Raw genomic sequence first — 20,758 nt, forward strand, 5'->3', positions numbered from 1 at the left:
TATGATAGTATTGTTTTGGCTTGCGTCAAAGTCCCAACTGGGGCACAGAATTTTTTTACCTTTAATCAATATCAACGTCTGTTTTCGGGTTTGGCGATCCATGACAAATATTCGGTAGTTCCTAAAAACACAGGATTTTCAGGAGTAAGTGTCATTTTTTGTAGTATTGCCCCTGAATAGGGTGCATTAATGTCAGTTTCAACTTCCAAAGATTTTTGAGTTGACAGGATATATTGTTTTATCCATTCATCTATTTGAAATCGTTCAGGTCCGCCTATTTCAAGAATTTTATTGGCAGGTTTTTCTGTGGTTATCTTGGCAAGAAATGCTGCAACATCAGCACTCGCAATAGGTTGAATATATGCATCCGAAAGTTTTACCTTTCCATCTTCTGAAGTACTTGTTGCAACAATACCGCCTGCAAACTCAAAAAATTGGGTAGCATGTACAATGGTAAAAGGCACACCGGATTCTCTAATTAAATTCTCTTGAACTTGCTTGGCGCGGAAATAACCGCTTTCCTGTAATTTATCTGTACCAACAACAGACAAAGCAATGTGATGTTGTACACCAGCTCTCTTTTCTGCTGGAAGTAAATTTTGATTTGAGGTTTTGAAGAAATTCATTACTGGTTCATCATCAAATGATGGTGAGTTGGAAACATCAATAACAACACTCGCATTTTTAAGAGCCTCTTCAAGTCCCTCTCCGGTTATAGTGTTTACACCCGTATTAGGTGATGCAGCAATTACTTCATGTTCCTTCTTTAAGATATTTACTACCTGGCTGCCGATAAGTCCAGTACCTCCAATGATTACAATTTTCATTATGATTTTTGTTTATAGTTGTTAATGGAACAAAATTGAAAATAAAAAAAACATTAAAACTTAAACTGGTTTAAGTTTTTAAAAAAGCACTATATCCATCTTTGCATAGTAATAGTCATCGAGGCTATTTTGAATTATTTTCTAAAAATTTAAAGATGGACAGTAAAAAATTAATTGAACTAACAAAACAACTTATTTATGAGGCGACACATTTTAATGTTCCTTATGTAATGCAAATTTATGCAGACAATTTACTCATTGTCAAAGTCGATAAAGATGGAGTAGTAGATACTATGAACAAGGAACAGCTTGTGAGTTTTGTTCGTGGGAATAGTGAAGCCAAAGCTACACCGTTTTCCACTAAAGCTGACTTTCATTATGCTGTGTGTGATGGAAATATGGGAATGATTGTGATGACCCGCGATCTGGAATTAAATGGAAAATCAGACCCTAAATTCTTTACTCTGATCTGGGAATATTCATCTGGAAGATGGCAGGTGGTCAAAGAATCTTGTGTTGAACTTAATTAAGTTAAGATTGCTCTTTCAAATGTCCGTTCTTAAGCCAGTACAATCTTGCATTGGCTTAAGAATGTTTTTATCTTAATCAAATTTTATTGGGACATGGATTTTTTATTAATTGGTAGAGGTGTCAAGTATTTCTTTTTGCTGTTTTTCTCAATTTTGTCCTATAAAATTTATTTAATTCCATACACATTTTTAATTTCCTTTTTTGTTCTTTCATCAGCTAACTCGAATCCGAATCCTTTACTCTGACTTCCCAAAACCCGATACTCATATTAAGTCCATAAAATCTGTCGATAAGTTCGTTACAGTAATTATTAATTTTTTCATTTGAATCTTTAATATTTTGCTAAAGTATATACTTCCTGCCTGGTGGCCCCACCAGGAATCGAACCTGGATCTAAAGTTTAGGAAACTTCTATTCTATCCGTTGAACTATGGGGCCGAAACAATCAAAGGTATGAAGAAAAACATAAAAAAAGAATCTGCTCTTTAGGAGCAGATTCAATAGATAAAACATCTCATTTTTTTAATTAGACAACAATAAAAAAGCACAGCCGACAATGCTGTGCTTAAATTTTTATTTCAAATTTAATTGCAATTTCAAAGCTGAAAAAAGCAAAAAATGTTTCCACTTCAGTTTTATTACATAGTAAATGTAGTTATAATTTTAATACAAAAGATAAATTAAATGTTAAAATTCACAAGTTATCCACAAAAAAATGTGGATAAGTCTAAAATTGGATTTCTTTAAGAAAAGTCCAGATATAAAAATTCAGTTTCTTTTTTTCTTCAAAACTGCCTTTATCATCCATTTTACCATGATTGATCTGGGTCGGTTGAACAATAATATTATACTTTGTCTGTTCATTGAGATTAGGGAGTACTCCTTCATCAGCAGGATAGTCGTTGGATCGTAAAGTATAGATTTTAGGGACAGATGTTTTGGGTAAATACATTCTCCGATGATCCAGAGTAATAATCTTATATACTTGATCAGGATATTTTGTGGCAAATAAAGCTGTCATATCACCTCCATTGGAGTGTCCAATTAAAGTCAGATGCCCATAATCTAACTCAGGTTTCGTTTTTTTGAGCTCATTTAGGACAAAAAGAATGTTCTCTGCCCCTCTTTCCCAGAAAGGCATTCTTACTATCTGCGGTTTTCCATCTACAGGAATAAGTTCGTCTGTAGGAAGCTCATGCTGAATACTGACTACTAAATATCCTTTGGAAGCCAAATTTTCTGTGAGATAAGAATAGTGGAGATAATCTCCGCCTTTATTCTGACCATACCCATGACTGAAAATAACGATTTGCTGATTAGGGATTTTATTCTTTATATCAGGACTATAAAAAGCTACCGGAATTTCGCGATTTCTGCTTGCGTCATATAAACGTAAAGTATCCAACTTCACTTTATAATCAGTTAGAGAAGTAGCAATCTTTTTAGAACTACAGCTGAAAGTCATTAAAAAAATAAAAGTATAAAAAGTCAGTTTAAAAATCATTTTTAAGAGATTAGATGTGGATTCAAAAATAAAATATATCTGGATATGAACATTAATTTATATCTTTGATTTATTAAAATCTCTTTACACATACTGTAATTATATCAGGATCCATTCCTGATTCTAAGATTCAGAATTTCTGAATCCATTTTTCTATTATTTCAATTCATTCAACTAAGTAAAGAGAAAACAACATGAAAAAACATCTCGTGGCCGTAATCGGTGGCACAGGAAAGTCGGGGCAGTATTTAGTCCAGCATCTTGTAAGAAAGGGATATCCCATGAAATTATTAGTCAGAAATCCTGAACATTTCACGCCCGGCAATTCATTGATCAAAATAGTAAAAGGAGATGCCAGAGACTATAATGCAGTTGATGCTCTGATTAAAGATTGTACTGTAGTCATAAGCACTTTAGGGCAGCCAAAAGGGGAGAAGTCCATATTTAGTGATGCTACCGGAAATATGATCAAAGCTATGCATTCAAATGGAATCAAAAGATATATTGTAACTACAGGGTTAAGTGTAAGTACCCCTTTTGATATGAAAAACAAAACTGTAAAGGCGGCAACAGAGTGGATGTATGAGTATTATCCCGAGACAACTCTTGATAAACAAAAGGAATATGAGCTCCTCACAAAAAGTAATCTGGATTGGACATTGGTAAGACTTCCCTTGATCCTACAGACTTTAGAAACGTTTCCAACAGAAGCCAATTTAAATGATTGCAAAGGGGAAAATATAAGCGCTACAGATTTAGCGGAATTTTTAGTTTCCGAAATTGAGGATGAACATTTCCTGGGCAAGAGTCCTTTTTTATATAATAAAAAGTAAAATAAAAAACAGAGAGTCAATCTGGCTCTCTGTTGTATTATGCAGTTCTTATAAAACTTTGATTTTTAAGAGTATTTTGGATGAATTCCAACGATCGTTTTTCAGTGTAATAAACATTATTTTTATCTACAAACCCAACATGTCCGCCATAATCAGGGATTTCTAAAAATAAATGCCCATTCTTATTAGCAATCTCAGTAGGATAACAGCTTTCTGAAAGGAAACTGTCATTTTTTGCATTGATGATCAGGGTAGGAACCTGGATATAAGGCAAAAACTGTAAAGAATTGCTTTTGGCATAATAATCCAATGCATCTTTGAAACCATTAGCTTTTGAAGTATAGAAATCATCATATTCTTTCAATGATTTGATTTTCCTGATATCATCCTGGCTAAGCTGGTCCGGGAACATTTTTTCTTTTTCCTTCAGTTTACCTTTCAACGTTAAAAGGAAATCAGTAGAGTACAATATATTTCTTGGGGTCTGAAGAGACCTCATGCAGCCTTCCAGATCTACAGGAGTCGATATAGCGATGACCGCTTTTACTTCTTTGGGTAAAACCTCATTTTCTCCTGCGAATTTCAAGGCAAGATTTCCTCCCAGGCTGAATCCATTGATATATATATTCCGATAATCTCTTTCAAGAACAGATTCCAGTACTGTCTTCACATCTTCGGTTCTCCCTGAATGATAAGAAGAGAACAAGCGGTTCGGTTCCCCGGAACAGCTTCTGTAATGTACCGCACAGCAATCTATCCCGTTTTCATTAAAGATCTTTGCTGCTCCCAACACATACGGACGTTTGGCATTTCCTTCCAAACCATGTAGAATGATCACACAGCTATCAGCTTTCTTTGGGCTGTAGCTCCATTCCAGGTCCATAAAATCTCCATCCGGCAGTTCCAGTCTTTCCCGGATCTGATTCACTCCGGTGACTTTTCTGAGCAATGCCGAATATAGGGTGGAAATATCTCCGTTTCTAAATAGTATTTTGGGTGGCAAGTACTGTGAAGAAAGTAAAGGCATATTATTATTCCAGCTTTTCTTTGATATATTTAGCGGTATGTGACTTTTTATTTTTCGTGAGATCTTCCGGTGTTCCGGCAAATACAACTTCTCCACCATATTTTCCTGCTTCCGGACCGATATCGATAATATGATCGGCACATTTGATAATATCCGGTTGGTGCTCAATGACAATCACAGAATGCCCTAAATCAATTAAAGCCTGTAAAGATTTCAGCAGCTTTTGGATATCATGGAAATGTAATCCGGTTGAAGGCTCATCAAAGATGAATAATGTTTTGTCCGTTGTCACTCCTTTTACCAGGAAAGAAGCCAGCTTAACACGCTGTGCTTCTCCTCCGGAAAGAGTAGAAGAGCTTTGTCCTAATTGTAAATATCCCAATCCTACTTCCTGTAAAGGGGTCAGCTTGGTCACAATTTTATCCTCTTTGTTTTCTTTGAAAAATTCAATGGATTCATCAACGGTCATGTGAAGAATATCGGAAATGTTCTTCTCATCATATTTTACTTCGAGAATTTCACTTTTGAATCGTGTTCCTTTGCAAACCTCACATTCCAGCTCAATATCTGCCATGAACTGCATAGAAACATTGATCACTCCTTCACCTTTACATTCATCACATCTTCCGCCATCCACGTTGAAAGAGAAATGTTTTGGCTTGTATCCCATCATTTTGGCCGTTTTCTGCTTGGCAAAAAGGTCTCTGATATCGTCATAAGCCTTTAAATACGTTACAGGATTGGAACGGGAAGATTTACCAATCGGATTTTGATCAATCAATTCAATATTTTTAATGAGCTTTTTAGGGAATTCTACGGAATCGTAATCTCCTTTTTTTCCACCCATTCCCAATTGAATCTGAATATCATTAGTAAGGATTTCCTTCATTAACGTGGATTTTCCACTTCCTGAAACCCCGGAAATAACAACCAGGCTTTCCAATGGAACATCAACATCTATATTTTTAAGATTGTTTTGCCGGGCTCCTTTAATATGAATCCATTCTTTAGCCTTTCTTCGCTTTTTAGGAACTTCGATTTCCAATCTTCCTGTCAAATATTTTGAAGTCAGAGTATCTGCATTTTTCAGGTCTTTATAATCGCCGGCAAAGACCAGTTCTCCACCAAGATAACCCGCTTCCGGACCGATGTCAATAATATAATCAGCGGCTCTCATCACATCTTCATCATGTTCTACGACAATCACGGTGTTACCCAGATCACGAAGACTTTTCAGCACTTCAATGAGATTTTCCGTATCTCTGGAATGCAGTCCAATGGAAGGTTCATCCAAAATATAAATGGAACCTACCAATGAACTTCCTAAGCTTGTGGCCAAATTAATTCTCTGGCTTTCCCCACCAGATAAGGTATTGGAAGTCCTGTTCAGTGTTAAATATCCTAAACCTACCTTTAATAAGAATTCAAGACGGGTAGTAATTTCGTAAAGCAATCTTTTAGCTACTTCCTGATCGTGTTCAGAGAGTTTCAGGCTCTTAATTAAAGGAGCAAGCTCATCCAACGGTAGCTCGATCATTGATTGAATATTGTGTCCGTCTACTTTCACCCAGCTGGTTTCTTCACGTAAACGAAGTCCTTCACAAGTAGGGCATAATGTTTTACCACGATAGCGGGAAAGCATGACACGATATTGGATTTTATATAGATTTTCTTCAAGCATTTTGAAGAAATTATTGATGGATGGGAAACTGCTGCTGCCGTCGCCTTTCCATAAAAAGTTTTTCTGTTCTTTGGTTAATTGGTGATAAGGTTTGTGAATAGGGAAGTCACCTGCTTTTTTGATAAACGCCTTTTTCCATTCACTCATGCTTTCCCCTTTCCAGGAAACAACAGCGTCTTCGTAAACAGACAAAGTTTTGTTGGGAACCACCAGGTCTTCGTCAATTCCGATCACTTTTCCGTATCCTTCACATGATGGACAGGCTCCGTAAGGATTATTAAAACTGAAAAAATGGACATTAGGTTCAAGAAACTCTATTCCGTCCAGCTCAAATTTGTTGGAAAATTCTTTGATTTTCCCTGTTTCAGTATTTTTAAGCGAACAATATCCTCTTCCTTCATAAAAAGCCATCTGAATGGAATCTGCCAAACGTTGAAGAAAACTTTCATCCTCTTCATAGGAAAAACGATCAATCACCAGATTGATGATCATTCCTTTTTCAGGTATGAATCCAAAGCTTTCCAGGTCTTCAATACCCGCTACATTTCCATTGATTTCCAGTCTTGTAAAACCTGCAAGCTTTAAAATATTCAAAGTTTCATTGAAATTGGCAATATCATATTCTAAAGGAGCCGTCAAAAGGAAAGAATCATTTTCTTTGGAAGCTTTAATGAAATCCACCACGTCAGACACAGAATCCTTTTTGACTTCTTCTCCAGAAACCGGAGAATAGGTTTTTCCGATCCTTGCAAATAAAAGCTTCATATAGTCATAGATCTCCGTGGAAGTTCCTACGGTAGAACGTGGATTGGAAGAGATTACTTTCTGTTGAATGGCAATGGAAGGAGCAAGTCCTTTAATATCATCCACTTTCGGTTTTTCAAGCTTTCCTAAAAACTGACGGGCGTAAGAGCTTAAGCTTTCTACATATCTTCTTTGTCCTTCCGCGTAAATAGTGTCAAAAGCTAAAGATGATTTTCCGCTTCCGGAAACTCCTGTAATAACAATCAGCTTATTTTTCGGGATGAGTACATCTATGTGTTTCAGGTTGTTAAGGTGTGCGTTTTTAACAAATACCTGTTTTTTTATATCTATTTCTGTAGTTGTGGCCATAGTAAAATTAAGACTAACAAAATTACGAATTTTCAGCGTAAATTTTTGATTAGAATTATAGAGAAAATGAAAATATATTATACAAGAAAACAGCAAAATATAATTAATTTAATAATCATAATCTGATATACATAGAATATTATTTATTTCTAATGTTAAAGTTTATAATTTTCATTAGGGTTTTCACTTTCAAGTATTGTTTTTTATTTTGAAATTAATTAAAATTGCATTCATAAATATGTAATATAGAAATGAGAAAATTATTCAGAGATCTAGTTACACATTTAATGAGAAAAAGATAAGTATACAAATCAGTTTCCCACAGAAGATGCAGCTCAAAAAGCTGCATCTTTTTTTATGACAATAATCATTTGTCTGTCTTAGTGAACTCTACTACTTTTGAAGCTTGCTAAACTAAGGAGAATAAAAACTAATATAATATGCTAAAAAGAATCGGGAGTATGTTTTTTGTCGGGTCTTTATTTTTTATGAATGCCCAGGAAAGGACAGACGATATTGAGACGATAGAAATTCAGGGAAAATTAATTTCCACACCATATAAAAGTGCCAACCAGAATATTTCTGTGATCACAAAGGAAGAAATTGCCAATTCTCCAGCAAAAAGTATTGATGAGATTCTTCAGCAAATTCCGGGAATGGACATCAGAAGAAGGGGTGCAAACGGAGTGCAGAGTGATATTGGCTTCCGTGGAAGTTCATTTGAGCAGGTTCTTCTTCTTTTAAACGGAATAAGAATGAATGATTCCCAAACCGGGCATAATTCATTAAACCTTCCCTTAGATATTGAAGATGTAGAGCGGATAGAAGTGATAAAAGGCCCGGCTGCAAGAAGATTTGGACAAAATGCTTATGCAGGAGTAATCAATATTATCACGAAAACATATCCTGGTAAAAGAGTAAAGATAAGTGCTGAAGGTGGAGATTATGAAACCTATGGATTCGGATTGAATGCCCAGCTTGGAAATGAAAAGTTTTCCAACTCACTTCAGGCGAATTCCAACAGCTCTCAAGGTTATATGCATAATACTGATTATGAGATCAGGAATGTTTTTTATCAGAGTAAACTGAATATTAAAAACGGAAATGTAAGATTACAAGCTGGATTTTCGGAAAAGAAATTCGGTGCCAATGGTTTTTATGCATCTCCAAAAGCAACGGAACAATACGAAGAAACTCAGGCTTCCGTTGTGAGCCTTGCTCATCAGCAAACTTTTGGGAAACTTAAACTCAATTCAAACGTATATTGGAGAAGAGGTCAGGATATGTATCTGTTCAACAGAGAAAAGCCTGAAATCTACAGAAATATGCATATTGGAAACAATGTGGGTGGAGAAGTGAATTCCAGCTATTCATGGGGGTTAGGAACTACCGGACTAGGTGTTGAACTTAGAAAAGAATTTCTGGCTAGTAATAATTTAGGTGACAGAAACCGCTTTGTATCCCAGGTTTTCTTTGAACATCATTTTTCTTTGTTAGAGAATAAACTTAATATTTCTCCCGGAGTTTCCTGGGCGAATTATTCTAAGGAAGGGAACTTTTTCTATCCCGGATTGGATATAGGATATAATGCCGATCAGAATAATAAATTCTACGGTAATATTTCTAAAGTTTATCGTGTGCCTACTTTCACGGACCTGTATTATTCAAGTAAGACAGAGCAGGGAAATGCAGAACTTCTCCCTGAAAATGCCGTTTCTGCCGAAGTTGGGTACCAATTTCAGAACGCCAGGCTTTTAGCTAAAATCAGTGGATTTATGAGAAATTCCAATAATTCTATTGATTGGATAAAAAAATCTCTGGAAGATCCGATATGGTACGCCCAGAATGTAGGAGAAATAGATACAAAAGGTGTTGAAGTGGAGCTGAATCATAAAGTACTTGACTGGTTAAGATATTCTGCTGGATATACGTATCTGGATACTTCTTTCAAAGAATCAGATGGAGTGGTATCGAGATATGTTTTAGATAACTTAAAACATCAGTTTGTCGCTAAACTGGAAACAAGATTTCTTACATATTTTACCAATGAGTTTGTGTACAGGTACAATGAAAGGGTAAATCAGGGAAGCTATCATATATTGGATCAAAAAATAAATTACACCAAAAATGATATTTCAGTGTATATTTTAATTAATAATGTTACGAGAACGAAATATACGGAAACATTTGGTGTTCAGATGCCTGACAGATGGTTTCATATTGGATTGTCTTATAATATTAATGTTAAGTAAACTTAATATTACTGAATTGTTAAATCCTATATTTTTGCAAAAATTTTTTTTCCATGAAACTTGTACTAAGCCTAAGCTTACTGTTTACCATCACATTTTTTAAAGCGCAAGAACATATTTCCAGCTTCAATGCATTAACCTTAACATACAAGTTTCACCCCAAGTTTTTTCTATATGCTGAAGGACAATTAAGGGGGAATGAAGATTTTACTTATCCGGATTATTATGAGATCAAAGGAGGGTTAGGATATAATCTTACCAAAAATCATAAACCTTTTGTAGGAGTAGGAAGATATGTTAATTATAAAAATCATTCTTTAAGCAGGGAAGAATTAAGGGTTTGGCTGCAGGATGTGATCGATATCAAAAAAGGAATCGTAAAATTTGAAAACCGTATCCGTGTTGAGAAGAGCTGGTTTTATGAGCCTCAAAAAGACAAGTCTTCTCAAAGAATGCGTTATCGTTACCGTTTGAATGTAACAGTTCCTTTAAATGCAAAAACAGTAGCACCGGGAACTATTTTTGCCAATGCCTATGATGAAGTCTTTTTTGTGACTCCAATGAAACCCACTTTTGCGAGAAACAGGGTATACGGCGGAATCGGTTATCAGATCGATGATAACTTTGGATTGGCAACGGGATATCTCTGGCAGAGAGAATTTGAAGCTGCAGGAAACAAAAATCTTCATTTCTTATATTTGGCCTTGAACATCAATATCGATGGAACCAAACACGAAACTAAAACATACGATTTCCCGGGAGCCGATTAATATTTTTCGATCAGATAGCGGTAAGCTTTCAGATATTTGTTGAATCTTTTGATATCTTTAGGAGTCAGCTCGCGGTTGACCCTTCTAAGATCCATATTATCTCGAAGGTCATTCAGTTTTACAGCAACTGCTAAAGGGGATCTTTCCGTTCTTCTTACGAAATCATCATAGTTTTCTTCAGGATCGAATTTGGTAAGGCAGCTTATCGCAAATAAAATGTATTCTGGGAAGCCTTCCGTTCTTAGAAACTCCAGGCTGAACTCTTCAGGATGATCTTCCACCACATCGTGGAGAACACCTACGATTTTTTCATCTATGGTCTTGCCATATTCCATTACCCGCATAACGTGGGCAATGTAGGGAGCATGGTATTTATCAGTCTGGCCTTTATGTGCTTTATCAGCAATTTTAATTGCTTTATAGAGTAGTTCTTCTTTTGTCATTCTTGGTCACAATGGATTACAAAAATAAAAAAATGCCTCAACATGTTGAGACATTTTTTTGTCAATATTTTTTACAATATTATAAGTTGGTTTCATCTTCTACAGAAGCATTATGAGCATTGCTTTTCACAGAATCTATTCCATTTTCCATTCCGTTTTCAGATTCATACATCTGGCTGTTGCCGATAATTTGTCCGTTCGTCGCTTTAAGATTGAAGTAAAATCTCCCATCTGAAGCTGTTTTTCGTTCAAATTTTGAATCATCCTGAGAGTTGGTTTTCACAGATGCAATTCCGTTTTCACAGGCAGACTTGGAGCTATATCCCTGGCTGGTCAATATTACCTGTCCGTTTCCGGCTTTAAGATTAAATTGGAAATCATCGTTAGTTCTTTTGGAGATAATAAATTTTCCCATAGTATAATATTTTAGTTAACGGTTTTAGTTTTTTGTCATTATTTTCTTTGGTACCTGTAGCCCTTATTTGGTAATTTGGAAAGAAACTGAGGGTGAAATCAAATAAAAGGCATTCATAATGAATTCATCAATTAATATTTTTAATAAAAATAATGAAAATTTATTAAAAATAAAAAAAACGTCTCAAAATGAGACGTTCAAAATCAAATTATATATTTATAAAGACTAATAGCTTCCTTTTTCAATGTAATGGGCAGCAATCTTCTCAGTTAAAGCCACTACATTCGGATGATTGGTATATTTAGTAAATCTTCTCAATCCGGAAAGCATCATTCTCTGTTCGTCTCCTTCGGCAAAAGAAACAATTCCTTCCTTAGCAGCTACAATGATCTTCTCAACGGCTTTATAAAGGTTTAATTGAGCCATTGCAGCCTCCACAGAATCAGGAGAGAAATGTTTTTCTGCTCTTAAAATTGCAGATTCAGCCATATAGATCTGGTTCAGGATTTCAGAAGCATTTAATAGTAAATGTTGTTGCTTTTCAATATCCATCATATATTTTTGAAGAGCAGCCCCGGAAACCATCAGGAATACTTTCTTAAGATTAGCAATAATGGCTTTTTCCTCACTCATGAAAGCAGAGTAGTCCGGAACTTCAAATGAAGGAATACCCATTAATTCTTTGCTGATAGCCATTGCAGGAGATAACAAATCCAATTCTCCTTTCATTGCTCTCTTGATCAACATTCCTACCGCTAAGAGTCTGTTGATTTCGTTAGTTCCTTCATAAATTCTTGAAATTCTTGAATCTCTCCATGCACCTTCCATTGGTGTATCTTCAGAGAATCCCATTCCTCCGTATACCTGGATTCCTTCATCCGCAGTATGCTGAGCCAGGTCGGAAACGAAAACTTTAAGAATGGAACATTCAACTGCAAATTCCTCAACACCCTTCAATTCTGCTGCCTGGTGATCTAAACCACCCGCAACCAGTTCATTGATTTTATCTTCGATATTTTTTGCTGCTCTGTAAGAACCTGCCTCACTTACGAAAACTCCGGTTGCCATTTCAGCAATTTTCTTTCTGATCGCTCCGAAAGTGGAGATGGAAACCCCAAACTGCTTTCTTTCGTTAGAATACTGGATAGAATGGTTTAAAATTCTTCTTTGTGCATCCAGACATGCAGCAGCTAATTTGATACGTCCAACGTTCAATGCGTTCAACGCAATTTTAAATCCGTTATTTCTTTCTCCTAAAAGGTTTTCAACAGGAATTTTCATATCATTAAAGAAAACCTGACGGGTAGAAGAGGCACGAATACCTAATTTATGTTCTTCTTCACCAAAAGTCAAGCTTCCGGGATTCTCCAATTCAGAACGGTTGATCACAAAACCTGTAATGTTCTTATCGTCATCAATTTTAGCAAACAAAGTGAATGTATCTGCAAATCCTGCATTGGAAATCCACATTTTCTGCCCGTTGATGATATAATGTTTTCTGTCTTCGGAAAGTTTTGCTTTTGTTTTCCCTGAGTTGGCATCAGAACCTGCATCCGGCTCTGTTAAACAGTAAGCTCCGAATTTTGTCCCGGTAGCTAAATCCGGAAGATATTTTTGTTTTTGAGCTTCAGTTCCATATAAAACGATAGGAAGGGTACCAATTCCCGTATGAGCTCCATAAGCTGTTGCTAATGAACCTGTAACACCGGAAATATAGTCGCAAGCTAACATGGTAGTTACGAATCCCATTCCAAGACCACCATATTCTTCCGGAACTGCAATTCCAAGCATTCCCATTTCCCCAAGTTTACGCATTACCTCTTCTGTGAATGCGTAATCTTTCTTTTCAAAACGTTCTTTTTGTGGAACTACTTCTCTGTCTATAAATTCTTTTGCAGAATCACGAAGCATTTTTTGTTCTTCTGAAAGCTCTTCTAAAGAGAAGATTTCCTGAGCTGGAATTTCTTTTATCAGGAATTCTCCTCCTTTTAATGTTTTATTAAGTGTATCACTCATTATTTTAATTTTTTTAGATTAATTGTTTGTGTTAAAGTGTTCATATAAATATATTAATATCAAATTACATTATATATCAATACACTTTAAAGTAGTTCAAATATTGATGCGGCTCCTTGTCCTGTTCCTACACACATTGAAACCATTCCGTATTTGTTTCCGCGTTTTCTCATTTCATCAAGAAGCTGAACGGTTAATTTTGTTCCTGTACATCCAAGAGGGTGTCCCAGAGCAATGGCACCTCCGTTTACATTCAAAATGTCAGGATTCAGTCCTAATTCTTTTTTAATGGCAACGGATTGAGAAGCAAATGCTTCATTCAGCTCAATCAATTCAATGTCCTTTAATTCAAGACCTGCTTGTTTTAATGCTTTTGGAATAGCATAGATGGGCCCCATTCCCATAATTCTTGGTTCAAGCCCGGCTGCTGCATAAGCTACTAATCTTGCTTCTGGCTGCAGTCCTAATTCTTTCACCATTTCTTCACTCATTACCATTACGAAAGCTGCCCCGTCGCTCATTTGTGAAGAGTTTCCGGCAGTTACGCTTCCTCCATTGGCAAATACAGGCTTTAATTTTGCAAGACCTTCCAAAGAAGTATCTGCTCTTGGGCCTTCATCTACTGAGAAATCGAATTTTTTAGTCTGCATTTTCTGGTTTTCATCCAGAAAGTTATATTCAACAGGAATAGGAACGATCTGATTGACAAATCTGCCTTCTTGATTAGCTTTTAAAGCTTTCATGTGAGATTCAAATGCAAACTGATCCTGTTCCTCTCTTGTGATTTTATATTGTTTGGCAACTTCTTCCGCAGTGTAGCCCATTCCCCAGTAATAGTCGGGGTTGGTTTTTGCAATATCCGTTTCCGGAACCGGTTTATAACCTCCCATTGGAATATAGGACATAGATTCCGTACCTCCTGCGATGATACAGTCTGCCATTCCAGCTTGGATTTTTGCTGAAGCAATGGCGATCGCTTCGCTTCCTGATGCACAATATCTGTTGACTGTAACCCCCGGAACTTTGTCTGTATTCAGTCCCATTAAGGAGATCAAACGGGCAACGTTCAAGCCCTGTTCAGCCTCAGGCATTGCATTTCCTACGATAAGGTCGTCAATCCTGTTTTTGTCTAATTGCGGAAGTTCAGCCATCAATTTTTCAATAACTGTAGCCGCCATTACATCGGGTCTTGTAAATCTTAAACTTCCTTTTGGAGCTTTTCCAACGGCCGTTCTGTAACCCTTTACTATGTATGCTGTTTTCATATTTTAGAAGTTAGAATTTAGAGGTTAGATATTAGGTTTCTAACCTTTTGTTAAATTAATTTTAAACTTATAAATCATCTTCTGAATTTCATTTAGATTATTTAATAAAGGTGTGACATCATCATCATTTATAAAACTTAAATCAATTAAAAGAATTAGTTGTGTTCCAAGTTCATAGCAAGAACCTGAAGCAATACCTAAAAAATGATTAAATTCTTTCATGTTATTTCTTCCTGCACCTTCAGCGATATTAGAAGGAATTGAAACTGCACATCTTCTGATTTGAGGAGTAAGACCAAACTTTTCTTCGGAGGGTAGTTTCTCCGTTAAAAGATAAATTTCTTTAACCAAAACCATAGATTTCTTCCAAATAATTAAGTCTTGTAATCTATGTGCACTCATCTAGTTTCTAATATCTAATATCTAACTTCTAATTCCTAAGCGGTTTTCCATTCTGTAACATGTACTGAATTCTCTCCAATGTTTTTCTTTCCCCACAAAGCTGTAAGAAAGTTTCTCTCTCAAGGTTCAATAGGTATTGTTCCGTTACAACGGTAGGTTCGGAAAGATTTCCTCCCACCATTACGTTAGCTAATTTGTCTGCAATTTTCTTATCGTGCTCAGAGATATAATTTCCGGTCAGCATTTGATCTGTTCCTACATAGAACATACCTAAAGCATCTTTACCTAAAACTTTTACAGATTGTTGAATAGGTTGAGTATACCCTTGTTCTGCCAATAATCTGGCTACCTTTTTAGCTTCTGCGATCTGCCTGTTTTTATTTACAACTACGATGTCTTTTCCTTTTTCAAGGATTCCCATGTCATAAGCTTCATAAGCAGAAGTAGCCACTTTACCCATCGCAATGTTCATGAAGGCATCACGAAGTCTATTATTTTTAACGTCGTCATTGTGGAATTCTCTAGAAGTTCTTAAGGTTAACTCCTTTGTACCACCACCACCAGGAATTACTCCAACGCCGGTTTCAACCAATCCTATATATGTTTCTGCTGCTGCAACCACTCTGTCGGCATGCATGGTCATTTCACAACCACCTCCTAAAGTCATTCCGTGAGGGGCAACCACTACAGGAATAGAGGAGTAGCGAACTCTCATCATCGATTTCTGGAAATATGCGATGGCCATATTCAAATCATCCCAATCCTGCTCGATAGCCATCATAAGGATCATGGCTAAATTGGCTCCCACGGAGAAATTAGACGCTTGATTTCCAATTACTAAACCGTCATACTCTTTTTCAGCTAAGTCGATAGCTCTGTTTAATCCGTCTAATACTTCGCCACCAAGAGAGTTCATTTTAGAACGGATCTCGAAGTTGATGATTCCATCGCCTAAGTCTTCAATAGCAGCCCCGGAATTGCTCCAGAGTGTTTTGTTTTTTCTGATATTATCTAAAATGATGAATGCATCCTGCCCAGGAATATTGTTATAATTTCCTGAATTTTTGTCATAATAAATGCTTTGGCCTTCATCATTCACTTTATAGAACGTTCCTCCTTTTTCAGCTAAAGATTTCGCCCAATCTGAAACTTCGTATCCTGCTTCTTTTGCCAATTCAACACCTTTTGCTACACCAACGGCGTCCCAGATTTCAAATGGTCCGTTTTCCCAACCGAAACCTGCTCTCATAGCGTCATCAATTTTGTAGATATCATCAGAGATTTCAGGAACTTTATGAGAAACATAAGCGAATAATGCTCCCAGAGATTTTCTGTACAATTCGCCTGCTTTATCTTTTCCACCGATCAGAACTTTAAATCTGTCAATCGGTTTATCAATAGTTTTAGTTAATTCCAGAGTAGGGAATGAAGATTTTCCCTGAAGCTCATATTCTAAGGTATCAAGATTCAGCCCATGAATTTCAGATTTTCCTTCTGCGTTTTTCACTTTTTTATAGAATCCCTGTTCTGTTTTTGAGCCCAGCCATTTATTATCTACCATTTTCTGGATATAATCCGGAAGTGCAAATACATCATTAAAATCATTGGCTTCAGCTCCGCTTTGACGAACTCCATTGGCAACCATAACCAAAGTATCAAGACCTACAACATCCGCCGTTCTGAATGTGGCAGATTTTGGACGTCCGATTACAGGTCCTGTTAATTTATCAACGTCAGAAACGGTTAATCCTAATTTTTGAACGTTGTGAAGGAGATCCATCATGGAGAAAACTCCAATTCTGTTGGCAATGAATGCAGGTGTATCTTTAGCTAAAACAGTAGTTTTACCTAAGAATTTGGCTCCATAATTCATGTAGAAATCTACAATTTCAGGGGCTGTATCATTGGTTGGAATGATCTCTAAAAGAGGAAGATATCTTACAGGATTAAAAAAGTGGGTTCCTGCAAAATACTTTTTAAAATCCTCGCTTCTTCCTTCCGTTAATAAATGGATAGGAATTCCGGAGGTATTAGAAGAAATTAATGTTCCCGGTTTTCTGAACTGTTCGATCTTTTCATAGACAGATTTTTTAATGTCGAGTCTTTCCACCACAACTTCGATGATCCAGTCCGTATCTTTTATTTTCGGTAAATCATCATCAAAGTTTCCTATTTTTATCCTGTCAGCAAATTTTTGTGAATAAAGCAAAGCCGGGCTTGCTTTCTTCAGTTTTTCAAAGTTTTCCGCAGCGATCCTGTTTCTTACTGCTTTATCTTCTTTGGTCAAACCTTTTTTCTGTTCAGCTTCAGTCAATTCAAAAGGAACAATATCCAGCAATGACACTTCCACACCAATATTGGCGAAGTGTGCCGCGATACCGCTTCCCATAATTCCTGAACCGAGAACCGTCACATGTTTGATTCTTCTTTTCATCTGTAAATTATTATTTATTTGTTAATTGGTCAGATGGAACCTTTCGGTTTCATTTTACTTTATTTTATTTTCTATTGTTAAGATCGTTCGCGATTTTCATAATTTCAGTCATGACATCTTTGAAGACTTCCATTTTTTCTACGGGAATTCTTTCCATGACTTTTTTGTTAAAGTTCACGACCACTTCTTTTGAGAGGTTTCTTGAGTTTAATCCTTTTTCAGTAAGTTTAATAATTACTTCCCGTTTATCAGTGGTGGTTTTTTCCTTATAGATATATCCGTTATCCTCAAGAAGTTTGATAATCCTGGTGAGCGAAGTTGGTTCAATAGCCATTTTAGGTCCCAAATTGGTACTTCTTGTTCCTTCTTTGGGATCAATTTTAAGCAGTGTGAGAGCCTGAACTGCTGTTGAATCATATTCATGAGCCATATCTGAGTACATTTTTGATACAGCTAACCAGGTTTGTTTTAAAATTAAATCGACGTTTTCTATTTTTTCTTTATTATCCATCATTATTGTGGTAATGGTTTTACCCAAATTTAGTAAATATTATGCATGCATAGCATTTATTTACGTTAAATTTTGTTAATGATTTGATAATAAGATGATTAAATTGTATGATTAGCATAATACTATGCATGCATAGTATGTGATATACATAAAGAAAATTAAGTATTAATGAATGTTTTTGATAAAATTAATGATTTCTTCGAAAGATTCACATTGGTAGTGCAGGGTATTATTTGAGATAGCCCAAAAACCATTGTGAAATTCAAAATTGAAGTCTGAAAGATCTTTTTGGATGTTTTTCTGGAGTAAAGAATACAGCATTTCCTTATAAAAAGCCGGAGCTGTGATTTGGGGAGCAACAAAGTTTTCATTGACCTCAAATAAAGAAGCGTTGGTTAATTCTTCATGTTGAAGAAGAATATCCTCAACAATTCCTGAATACAAGTGATTTTCCTTAATATACCAAATTTTATCTGCGAACTCTTTTGCTAACCGCCAGTCATGGGATGAAAATAAGATGAGTTTATTTTGTTCTTTCGCTAACTTTCGAAGTGTTTTAAGAATGATGATCTTATTTTTTTCATCCAGATGAGTAGTGGGCTCATCAAGGATAATGACAGGTGAATTCTGGGTTAAAGCTCTTCCAATAAAAGCTTTTTGAAGATTCCCGTCCGAAAGATTTTTGAGAAGAGTATGCTTGTACTGGCTTAAATCAAGCTCCGCAATAATCTCTGAAACTTCATCTCTGTCTTTCTTTTTTAATTCAAAATAAAAAGGGTAGTAGATGTATTTCCCTAAGGAGATAAGGTCTTCTACTGTATAGTTCTGAGGAATGAGTGATTTGGAAAAAACAACGGCAATGTTTTCTGCTATTTCTTTAACGGAAAGAGTTTTGACATTTTTATTATTGATTAGAATTTCCCCGTTCAGTAGAGAAACCTGATGTAAAATAGATTTGATAAGCGTGGTTTTTCCTACCCCATTATTACCGATCAACAAGCACACATCACCTAATTTCAATTCTGCATTGGCATTTGAAATTAAGTGGGTAGTATAACCAATATTGGCTTGTTTGATTTGTAGATGCATTTATTTTCTAATACTTATGATTAATCTGGTTGCTTAAATTTCAGATTGTAAAAATTTACCCATTCATATCTACACTTTATTCTGTTTTAAAAGCATAAACAGTATCACCGGGATTCCAAATACAGAGCTTATAACATTCAATGGAATCATCGTTTTCTCAGCTACAATAGAGAATAGAAGCATGATCAGCATTCCTAATAACATATTCAATATCCATTGCTGCCATAATTTGGCTGGATTATAGAGCAGCCTGCAAAAATGTGGCACAATAATTCCGATAAATAAAATAGGGCCTAAAAATGCCGTAATAGATGCGGAAAGCAGGGAAGATGCAGTGATGATCAATATTTTCAAATGCTGTAAATTCACTCCCAGACTTTGTGCATAAGAGTTTCCTAATGAATTTCCAATCAGAGGTTTTATGGTTTTAAAGCAAATAAACAATCCTGTAAAAATTAATATGGATAAAACTATAATTTGATTTCTAGTTACCATATTATTAGCTCCGAAAGACCATAAAATATAGTTTTTCAGACTTTGATTTTCAGCATACAATTGCAATAAAGAAACAATAGCTCCTGCAAATGCAGATACGAGAAATCCAAATATAATAAGGTAAGATTTATCCTGGAATTTATTAGACATTGATAACAAAACCAACATCAGCAATAAGCTTCCGCCAATAGCGGTTATACTTAAAAAGCTGTTCTGCAGAAATTCCGGCAACTGAAGATTTGACGAAAAGAAAATATAAAACGCTACTGATAAACTAGCCACAGAAGTAATCCCTAAAATATCAGGTCCTGCCAATGGATTCTGAAAATATTCCTGCATCAGAAAACCCGAGGTAGGAATGGAAATTCCTGCTAAAAGCATTACCAAAACCCTATTGACACGGATCTCCGCGATCTGGCTGTTTCCGGAATCCTGGAAAAAATCAGTGAGATGTAAAGTTAAAAATCCGGTGTTCAGATTAATAATCGCAGCAATCATGATTACGATCAGAAATACCAAACACAGGATTTTAAATGGTTTTGACATTATTCAGAAAGAATTCTGTTATTTTAAAAAGGAATTGATCTTTGAGTTTAACATGCCTTCAGACATCATTCCTAATGTTTCATCGGTTTTATCTCCTTTTCTGATGTGAGTGAAGGGAATTGAGCCGCCGTCCCATTGCTTAAAGTTGTTCTTAAAGAAATTAGGGTCCAGCTTTTGCCCGTCCAATAAAACAATATGGGCAGCAAGATTATTGTCTTCCGCGAATTTTTTAACGGCGCCGTTCCATTCAGATTTATCATCCAGGCTTATGAAGGTGAATTTTACCGGTTTATTTTTCAATTCCTGCATTTTATCTTTAAAATGAGGGATTTCTCTCATACATGGTCCGCACCAGGTTGCAAAGAAATTGGTAACATATACCGTATCATTATTTTGAGCTAAAATCTGACCTACTTTTTCAGGACTGGTTTCAGGGTTGAAGTAGGCAGCTTTTTCGGGTTCCGGATTATTTGCTACAGAAGCAGAATCCGAAGACGGAGCTGTCTCGTCAACTTTTGTGCTTTCTTTTTTGCAGGCGGAGAGAGCAATCAGAACCAGCGTGGATAAAATTATCTTCTTCATAATTATTTTTTTATCTATTTTT

The 20,758-nt window shown here is 35.9% G+C and carries 18 protein-coding genes and 1 tRNA gene; 4 read left to right on the forward strand and 15 right to left on the reverse strand.

Going from position 1 to position 20,758, the window contains the following annotated elements; translation table 11 throughout:
- Positions 1-71 precede the first annotated feature (71 nt).
- Complete coding sequence (locus tag EGI05_RS01780) at positions 72-827, reverse strand: SDR family oxidoreductase (RefSeq protein WP_123261357.1); 756 nt, start codon at positions 825-827, stop codon at positions 72-74.
- A 155-nt stretch (positions 828-982) separates the two neighbouring features.
- Between EGI05_RS01780 and EGI05_RS01785 the strand changes: the two genes are divergently transcribed.
- Complete coding sequence (locus EGI05_RS01785; protein WP_123261358.1) at positions 983-1,357, forward strand: hypothetical protein; 375 nt, start codon at positions 983-985, stop codon at positions 1,355-1,357.
- Between the two features lie 364 nt (positions 1,358-1,721).
- Here EGI05_RS01785 and EGI05_RS01790 read toward each other — a convergent pair.
- Together EGI05_RS01790 and EGI05_RS01795 are read right to left on the reverse strand one after the other, a co-directional pair.
- Positions 1,722-1,796: transfer RNA gene (locus tag EGI05_RS01790), tRNA-Arg, on the reverse strand.
- Positions 1,797-2,085: 289 nt separating this feature from the next.
- Positions 2,086-2,862 (reverse strand): alpha/beta hydrolase family protein, encoded by a 777-nt coding sequence (locus EGI05_RS01795; protein WP_123261359.1) that lies wholly within the window; start codon positions 2,860-2,862, stop codon positions 2,086-2,088.
- 194 nt (positions 2,863-3,056) lie between these two features.
- On the opposite strand from EGI05_RS01795, the gene EGI05_RS01800 reads away from it, so the two are divergent.
- A complete protein-coding gene (locus EGI05_RS01800) occupies positions 3,057-3,695 on the forward strand; it encodes an NAD(P)-dependent oxidoreductase (RefSeq protein ID WP_123261360.1) in 639 nt (212 codons plus the stop codon).
- Positions 3,696-3,732: 37 nt separating this feature from the next.
- Here the strand turns inward: EGI05_RS01800 and EGI05_RS01805 are convergent, their stop codons facing one another.
- Both EGI05_RS01805 and uvrA read right to left on the reverse strand, forming a co-directional pair.
- Positions 3,733-4,722 (reverse strand): YheT family hydrolase, encoded by a 990-nt coding sequence (locus EGI05_RS01805; protein ID WP_123261361.1) that lies wholly within the window; start codon positions 4,720-4,722, stop codon positions 3,733-3,735.
- 4 nt (positions 4,723-4,726) lie between these two features.
- A complete protein-coding gene (gene uvrA / locus EGI05_RS01810; RefSeq protein ID WP_123261362.1) occupies positions 4,727-7,516 on the reverse strand; it encodes an excinuclease ABC subunit UvrA in 2,790 nt (929 codons plus the stop codon).
- A 440-nt stretch (positions 7,517-7,956) separates the two neighbouring features.
- Here uvrA and EGI05_RS01815 point away from each other — a divergent pair, with 440 nt between their 5' ends.
- Together EGI05_RS01815 and EGI05_RS01820 are read left to right on the forward strand one after the other, a co-directional pair.
- A complete protein-coding gene (locus tag EGI05_RS01815; RefSeq protein ID WP_123261363.1) occupies positions 7,957-9,768 on the forward strand; it encodes a TonB-dependent receptor plug domain-containing protein in 1,812 nt (603 codons plus the stop codon).
- 53 nt (positions 9,769-9,821) lie between these two features.
- Positions 9,822-10,538: a DUF2490 domain-containing protein gene (locus tag EGI05_RS01820; protein ID WP_123261364.1), complete on the forward strand. Its 717-nt coding sequence runs from the start codon at positions 9,822-9,824 to the stop codon at positions 10,536-10,538.
- Here the strand turns inward: EGI05_RS01820 and EGI05_RS01825 are convergent.
- From EGI05_RS01825 to EGI05_RS01870, 10 genes are all read right to left on the reverse strand, one after another.
- Positions 10,535-10,981, reverse strand: a complete 447-nt coding sequence (locus EGI05_RS01825) for a phosphohydrolase (protein WP_123261365.1) — start codon at positions 10,979-10,981, stop codon at positions 10,535-10,537. The two genes, EGI05_RS01820 and EGI05_RS01825, sit on opposite strands and share 4 nt — an antisense overlap.
- 79 nt (positions 10,982-11,060) lie before the next feature.
- Positions 11,061-11,396: a YegP family protein gene (locus tag EGI05_RS01830; protein ID WP_123261366.1), complete on the reverse strand. Its 336-nt coding sequence runs from the start codon at positions 11,394-11,396 to the stop codon at positions 11,061-11,063.
- A 225-nt stretch (positions 11,397-11,621) separates the two neighbouring features.
- Positions 11,622-13,412: an acyl-CoA dehydrogenase family protein gene (locus EGI05_RS01835; protein WP_123261367.1), complete on the reverse strand. Its 1,791-nt coding sequence runs from the start codon at positions 13,410-13,412 to the stop codon at positions 11,622-11,624.
- Positions 13,413-13,498: 86 nt separating this feature from the next.
- A complete protein-coding gene (locus tag EGI05_RS01840; protein ID WP_123261368.1) occupies positions 13,499-14,677 on the reverse strand; it encodes a thiolase family protein in 1,179 nt (392 codons plus the stop codon).
- A 39-nt stretch (positions 14,678-14,716) separates the two neighbouring features.
- A complete protein-coding gene (locus EGI05_RS01845) occupies positions 14,717-15,079 on the reverse strand; it encodes a four helix bundle protein (protein ID WP_123261369.1) in 363 nt (120 codons plus the stop codon).
- Positions 15,080-15,107: 28 nt separating this feature from the next.
- A complete protein-coding gene (locus tag EGI05_RS01850; RefSeq protein WP_123261370.1) occupies positions 15,108-17,513 on the reverse strand; it encodes a 3-hydroxyacyl-CoA dehydrogenase/enoyl-CoA hydratase family protein in 2,406 nt (801 codons plus the stop codon).
- A gap of 64 nt (positions 17,514-17,577) precedes the next feature.
- Entirely contained in the window at positions 17,578-18,027 is a 450-nt protein-coding gene (locus EGI05_RS01855; protein ID WP_123261371.1) for a MarR family winged helix-turn-helix transcriptional regulator, read from the reverse strand.
- Positions 18,028-18,189: 162 nt separating this feature from the next.
- Positions 18,190-19,113, reverse strand: coding sequence for an ABC transporter ATP-binding protein (locus tag EGI05_RS01860; protein WP_123261372.1), 924 nt, complete (start codon positions 19,111-19,113; stop codon positions 18,190-18,192).
- Between the two features lie 69 nt (positions 19,114-19,182).
- Positions 19,183-20,154 carry a FecCD family ABC transporter permease gene (locus EGI05_RS01865; protein ID WP_185144945.1) on the reverse strand — a complete coding sequence of 324 codons (972 nt, stop codon included), beginning with the start codon at positions 20,152-20,154 and terminating at the stop codon, positions 19,183-19,185.
- Positions 20,155-20,172: 18 nt separating this feature from the next.
- Positions 20,173-20,736 (reverse strand): TlpA family protein disulfide reductase, encoded by a 564-nt coding sequence (locus tag EGI05_RS01870; RefSeq protein WP_123261374.1) that lies wholly within the window; start codon positions 20,734-20,736, stop codon positions 20,173-20,175.
- Between the last annotated feature and the right edge of the window lie 22 nt (positions 20,737-20,758).

It is taken from the genome of Chryseobacterium daecheongense (assembly GCF_003729955.1).
Classification (GTDB): Bacteria; Bacteroidota; Bacteroidia; order Flavobacteriales; family Weeksellaceae; genus Chryseobacterium; species Chryseobacterium daecheongense.

Bases quoted from the DNA above. Each gene is read 5' to 3' on its own strand.
- uvrA (WP_123261362.1), bottom strand. From the start codon at position 7,516: ATGGCCACAACTACAGAAATAGATATAAAAAAACAGGTATTTGTTAAA.
- EGI05_RS01870 (WP_123261374.1), bottom strand. From the start codon at position 20,736: ATGAAGAAGATAATTTTATCCACGCTGGTTCTGATTGCTCTCTCCGCC.
- EGI05_RS01845 (WP_123261369.1), bottom strand. From the start codon at position 15,079: ATGAGTGCACATAGATTACAAGACTTAATTATTTGGAAGAAATCTATG.
- EGI05_RS01800 (WP_123261360.1), top strand. From the start codon at position 3,057: ATGAAAAAACATCTCGTGGCCGTAATCGGTGGCACAGGAAAGTCGGGG.
- EGI05_RS01835 (WP_123261367.1), bottom strand. From the start codon at position 13,412: ATGAGTGATACACTTAATAAAACATTAAAAGGAGGAGAATTCCTGATA.
- EGI05_RS01825 (WP_123261365.1), bottom strand. From the start codon at position 10,981: ATGACAAAAGAAGAACTACTCTATAAAGCAATTAAAATTGCTGATAAA.
- EGI05_RS01850 (WP_123261370.1), bottom strand. From the start codon at position 17,513: ATGAAAAGAAGAATCAAACATGTGACGGTTCTCGGTTCAGGAATTATG.
- EGI05_RS01840 (WP_123261368.1), bottom strand. From the start codon at position 14,677: ATGAAAACAGCATACATAGTAAAGGGTTACAGAACGGCCGTTGGAAAA.
- EGI05_RS01855 (WP_123261371.1), bottom strand. From the start codon at position 18,027: ATGATGGATAATAAAGAAAAAATAGAAAACGTCGATTTAATTTTAAAA.
- EGI05_RS01820 (WP_123261364.1), top strand. From the start codon at position 9,822: ATGAAACTTGTACTAAGCCTAAGCTTACTGTTTACCATCACATTTTTT.
- EGI05_RS01860 (WP_123261372.1), bottom strand. From the start codon at position 19,113: ATGCATCTACAAATCAAACAAGCCAATATTGGTTATACTACCCACTTA.
- EGI05_RS01795 (WP_123261359.1), bottom strand. From the start codon at position 2,862: ATGATTTTTAAACTGACTTTTTATACTTTTATTTTTTTAATGACTTTC.
- EGI05_RS01780 (WP_123261357.1), bottom strand. From the start codon at position 827: ATGAAAATTGTAATCATTGGAGGTACTGGACTTATCGGCAGCCAGGTA.
- EGI05_RS01805 (WP_123261361.1), bottom strand. From the start codon at position 4,722: ATGCCTTTACTTTCTTCACAGTACTTGCCACCCAAAATACTATTTAGA.
- EGI05_RS01785 (WP_123261358.1), top strand. From the start codon at position 983: ATGGACAGTAAAAAATTAATTGAACTAACAAAACAACTTATTTATGAG.
- EGI05_RS01865 (WP_185144945.1), bottom strand. From the start codon at position 20,154: ATGTCAAAACCATTTAAAATCCTGTGTTTGGTATTTCTGATCGTAATC.
- EGI05_RS01815 (WP_123261363.1), top strand. From the start codon at position 7,957: ATGCTAAAAAGAATCGGGAGTATGTTTTTTGTCGGGTCTTTATTTTTT.
- EGI05_RS01830 (WP_123261366.1), bottom strand. From the start codon at position 11,396: ATGGGAAAATTTATTATCTCCAAAAGAACTAACGATGATTTCCAATTT.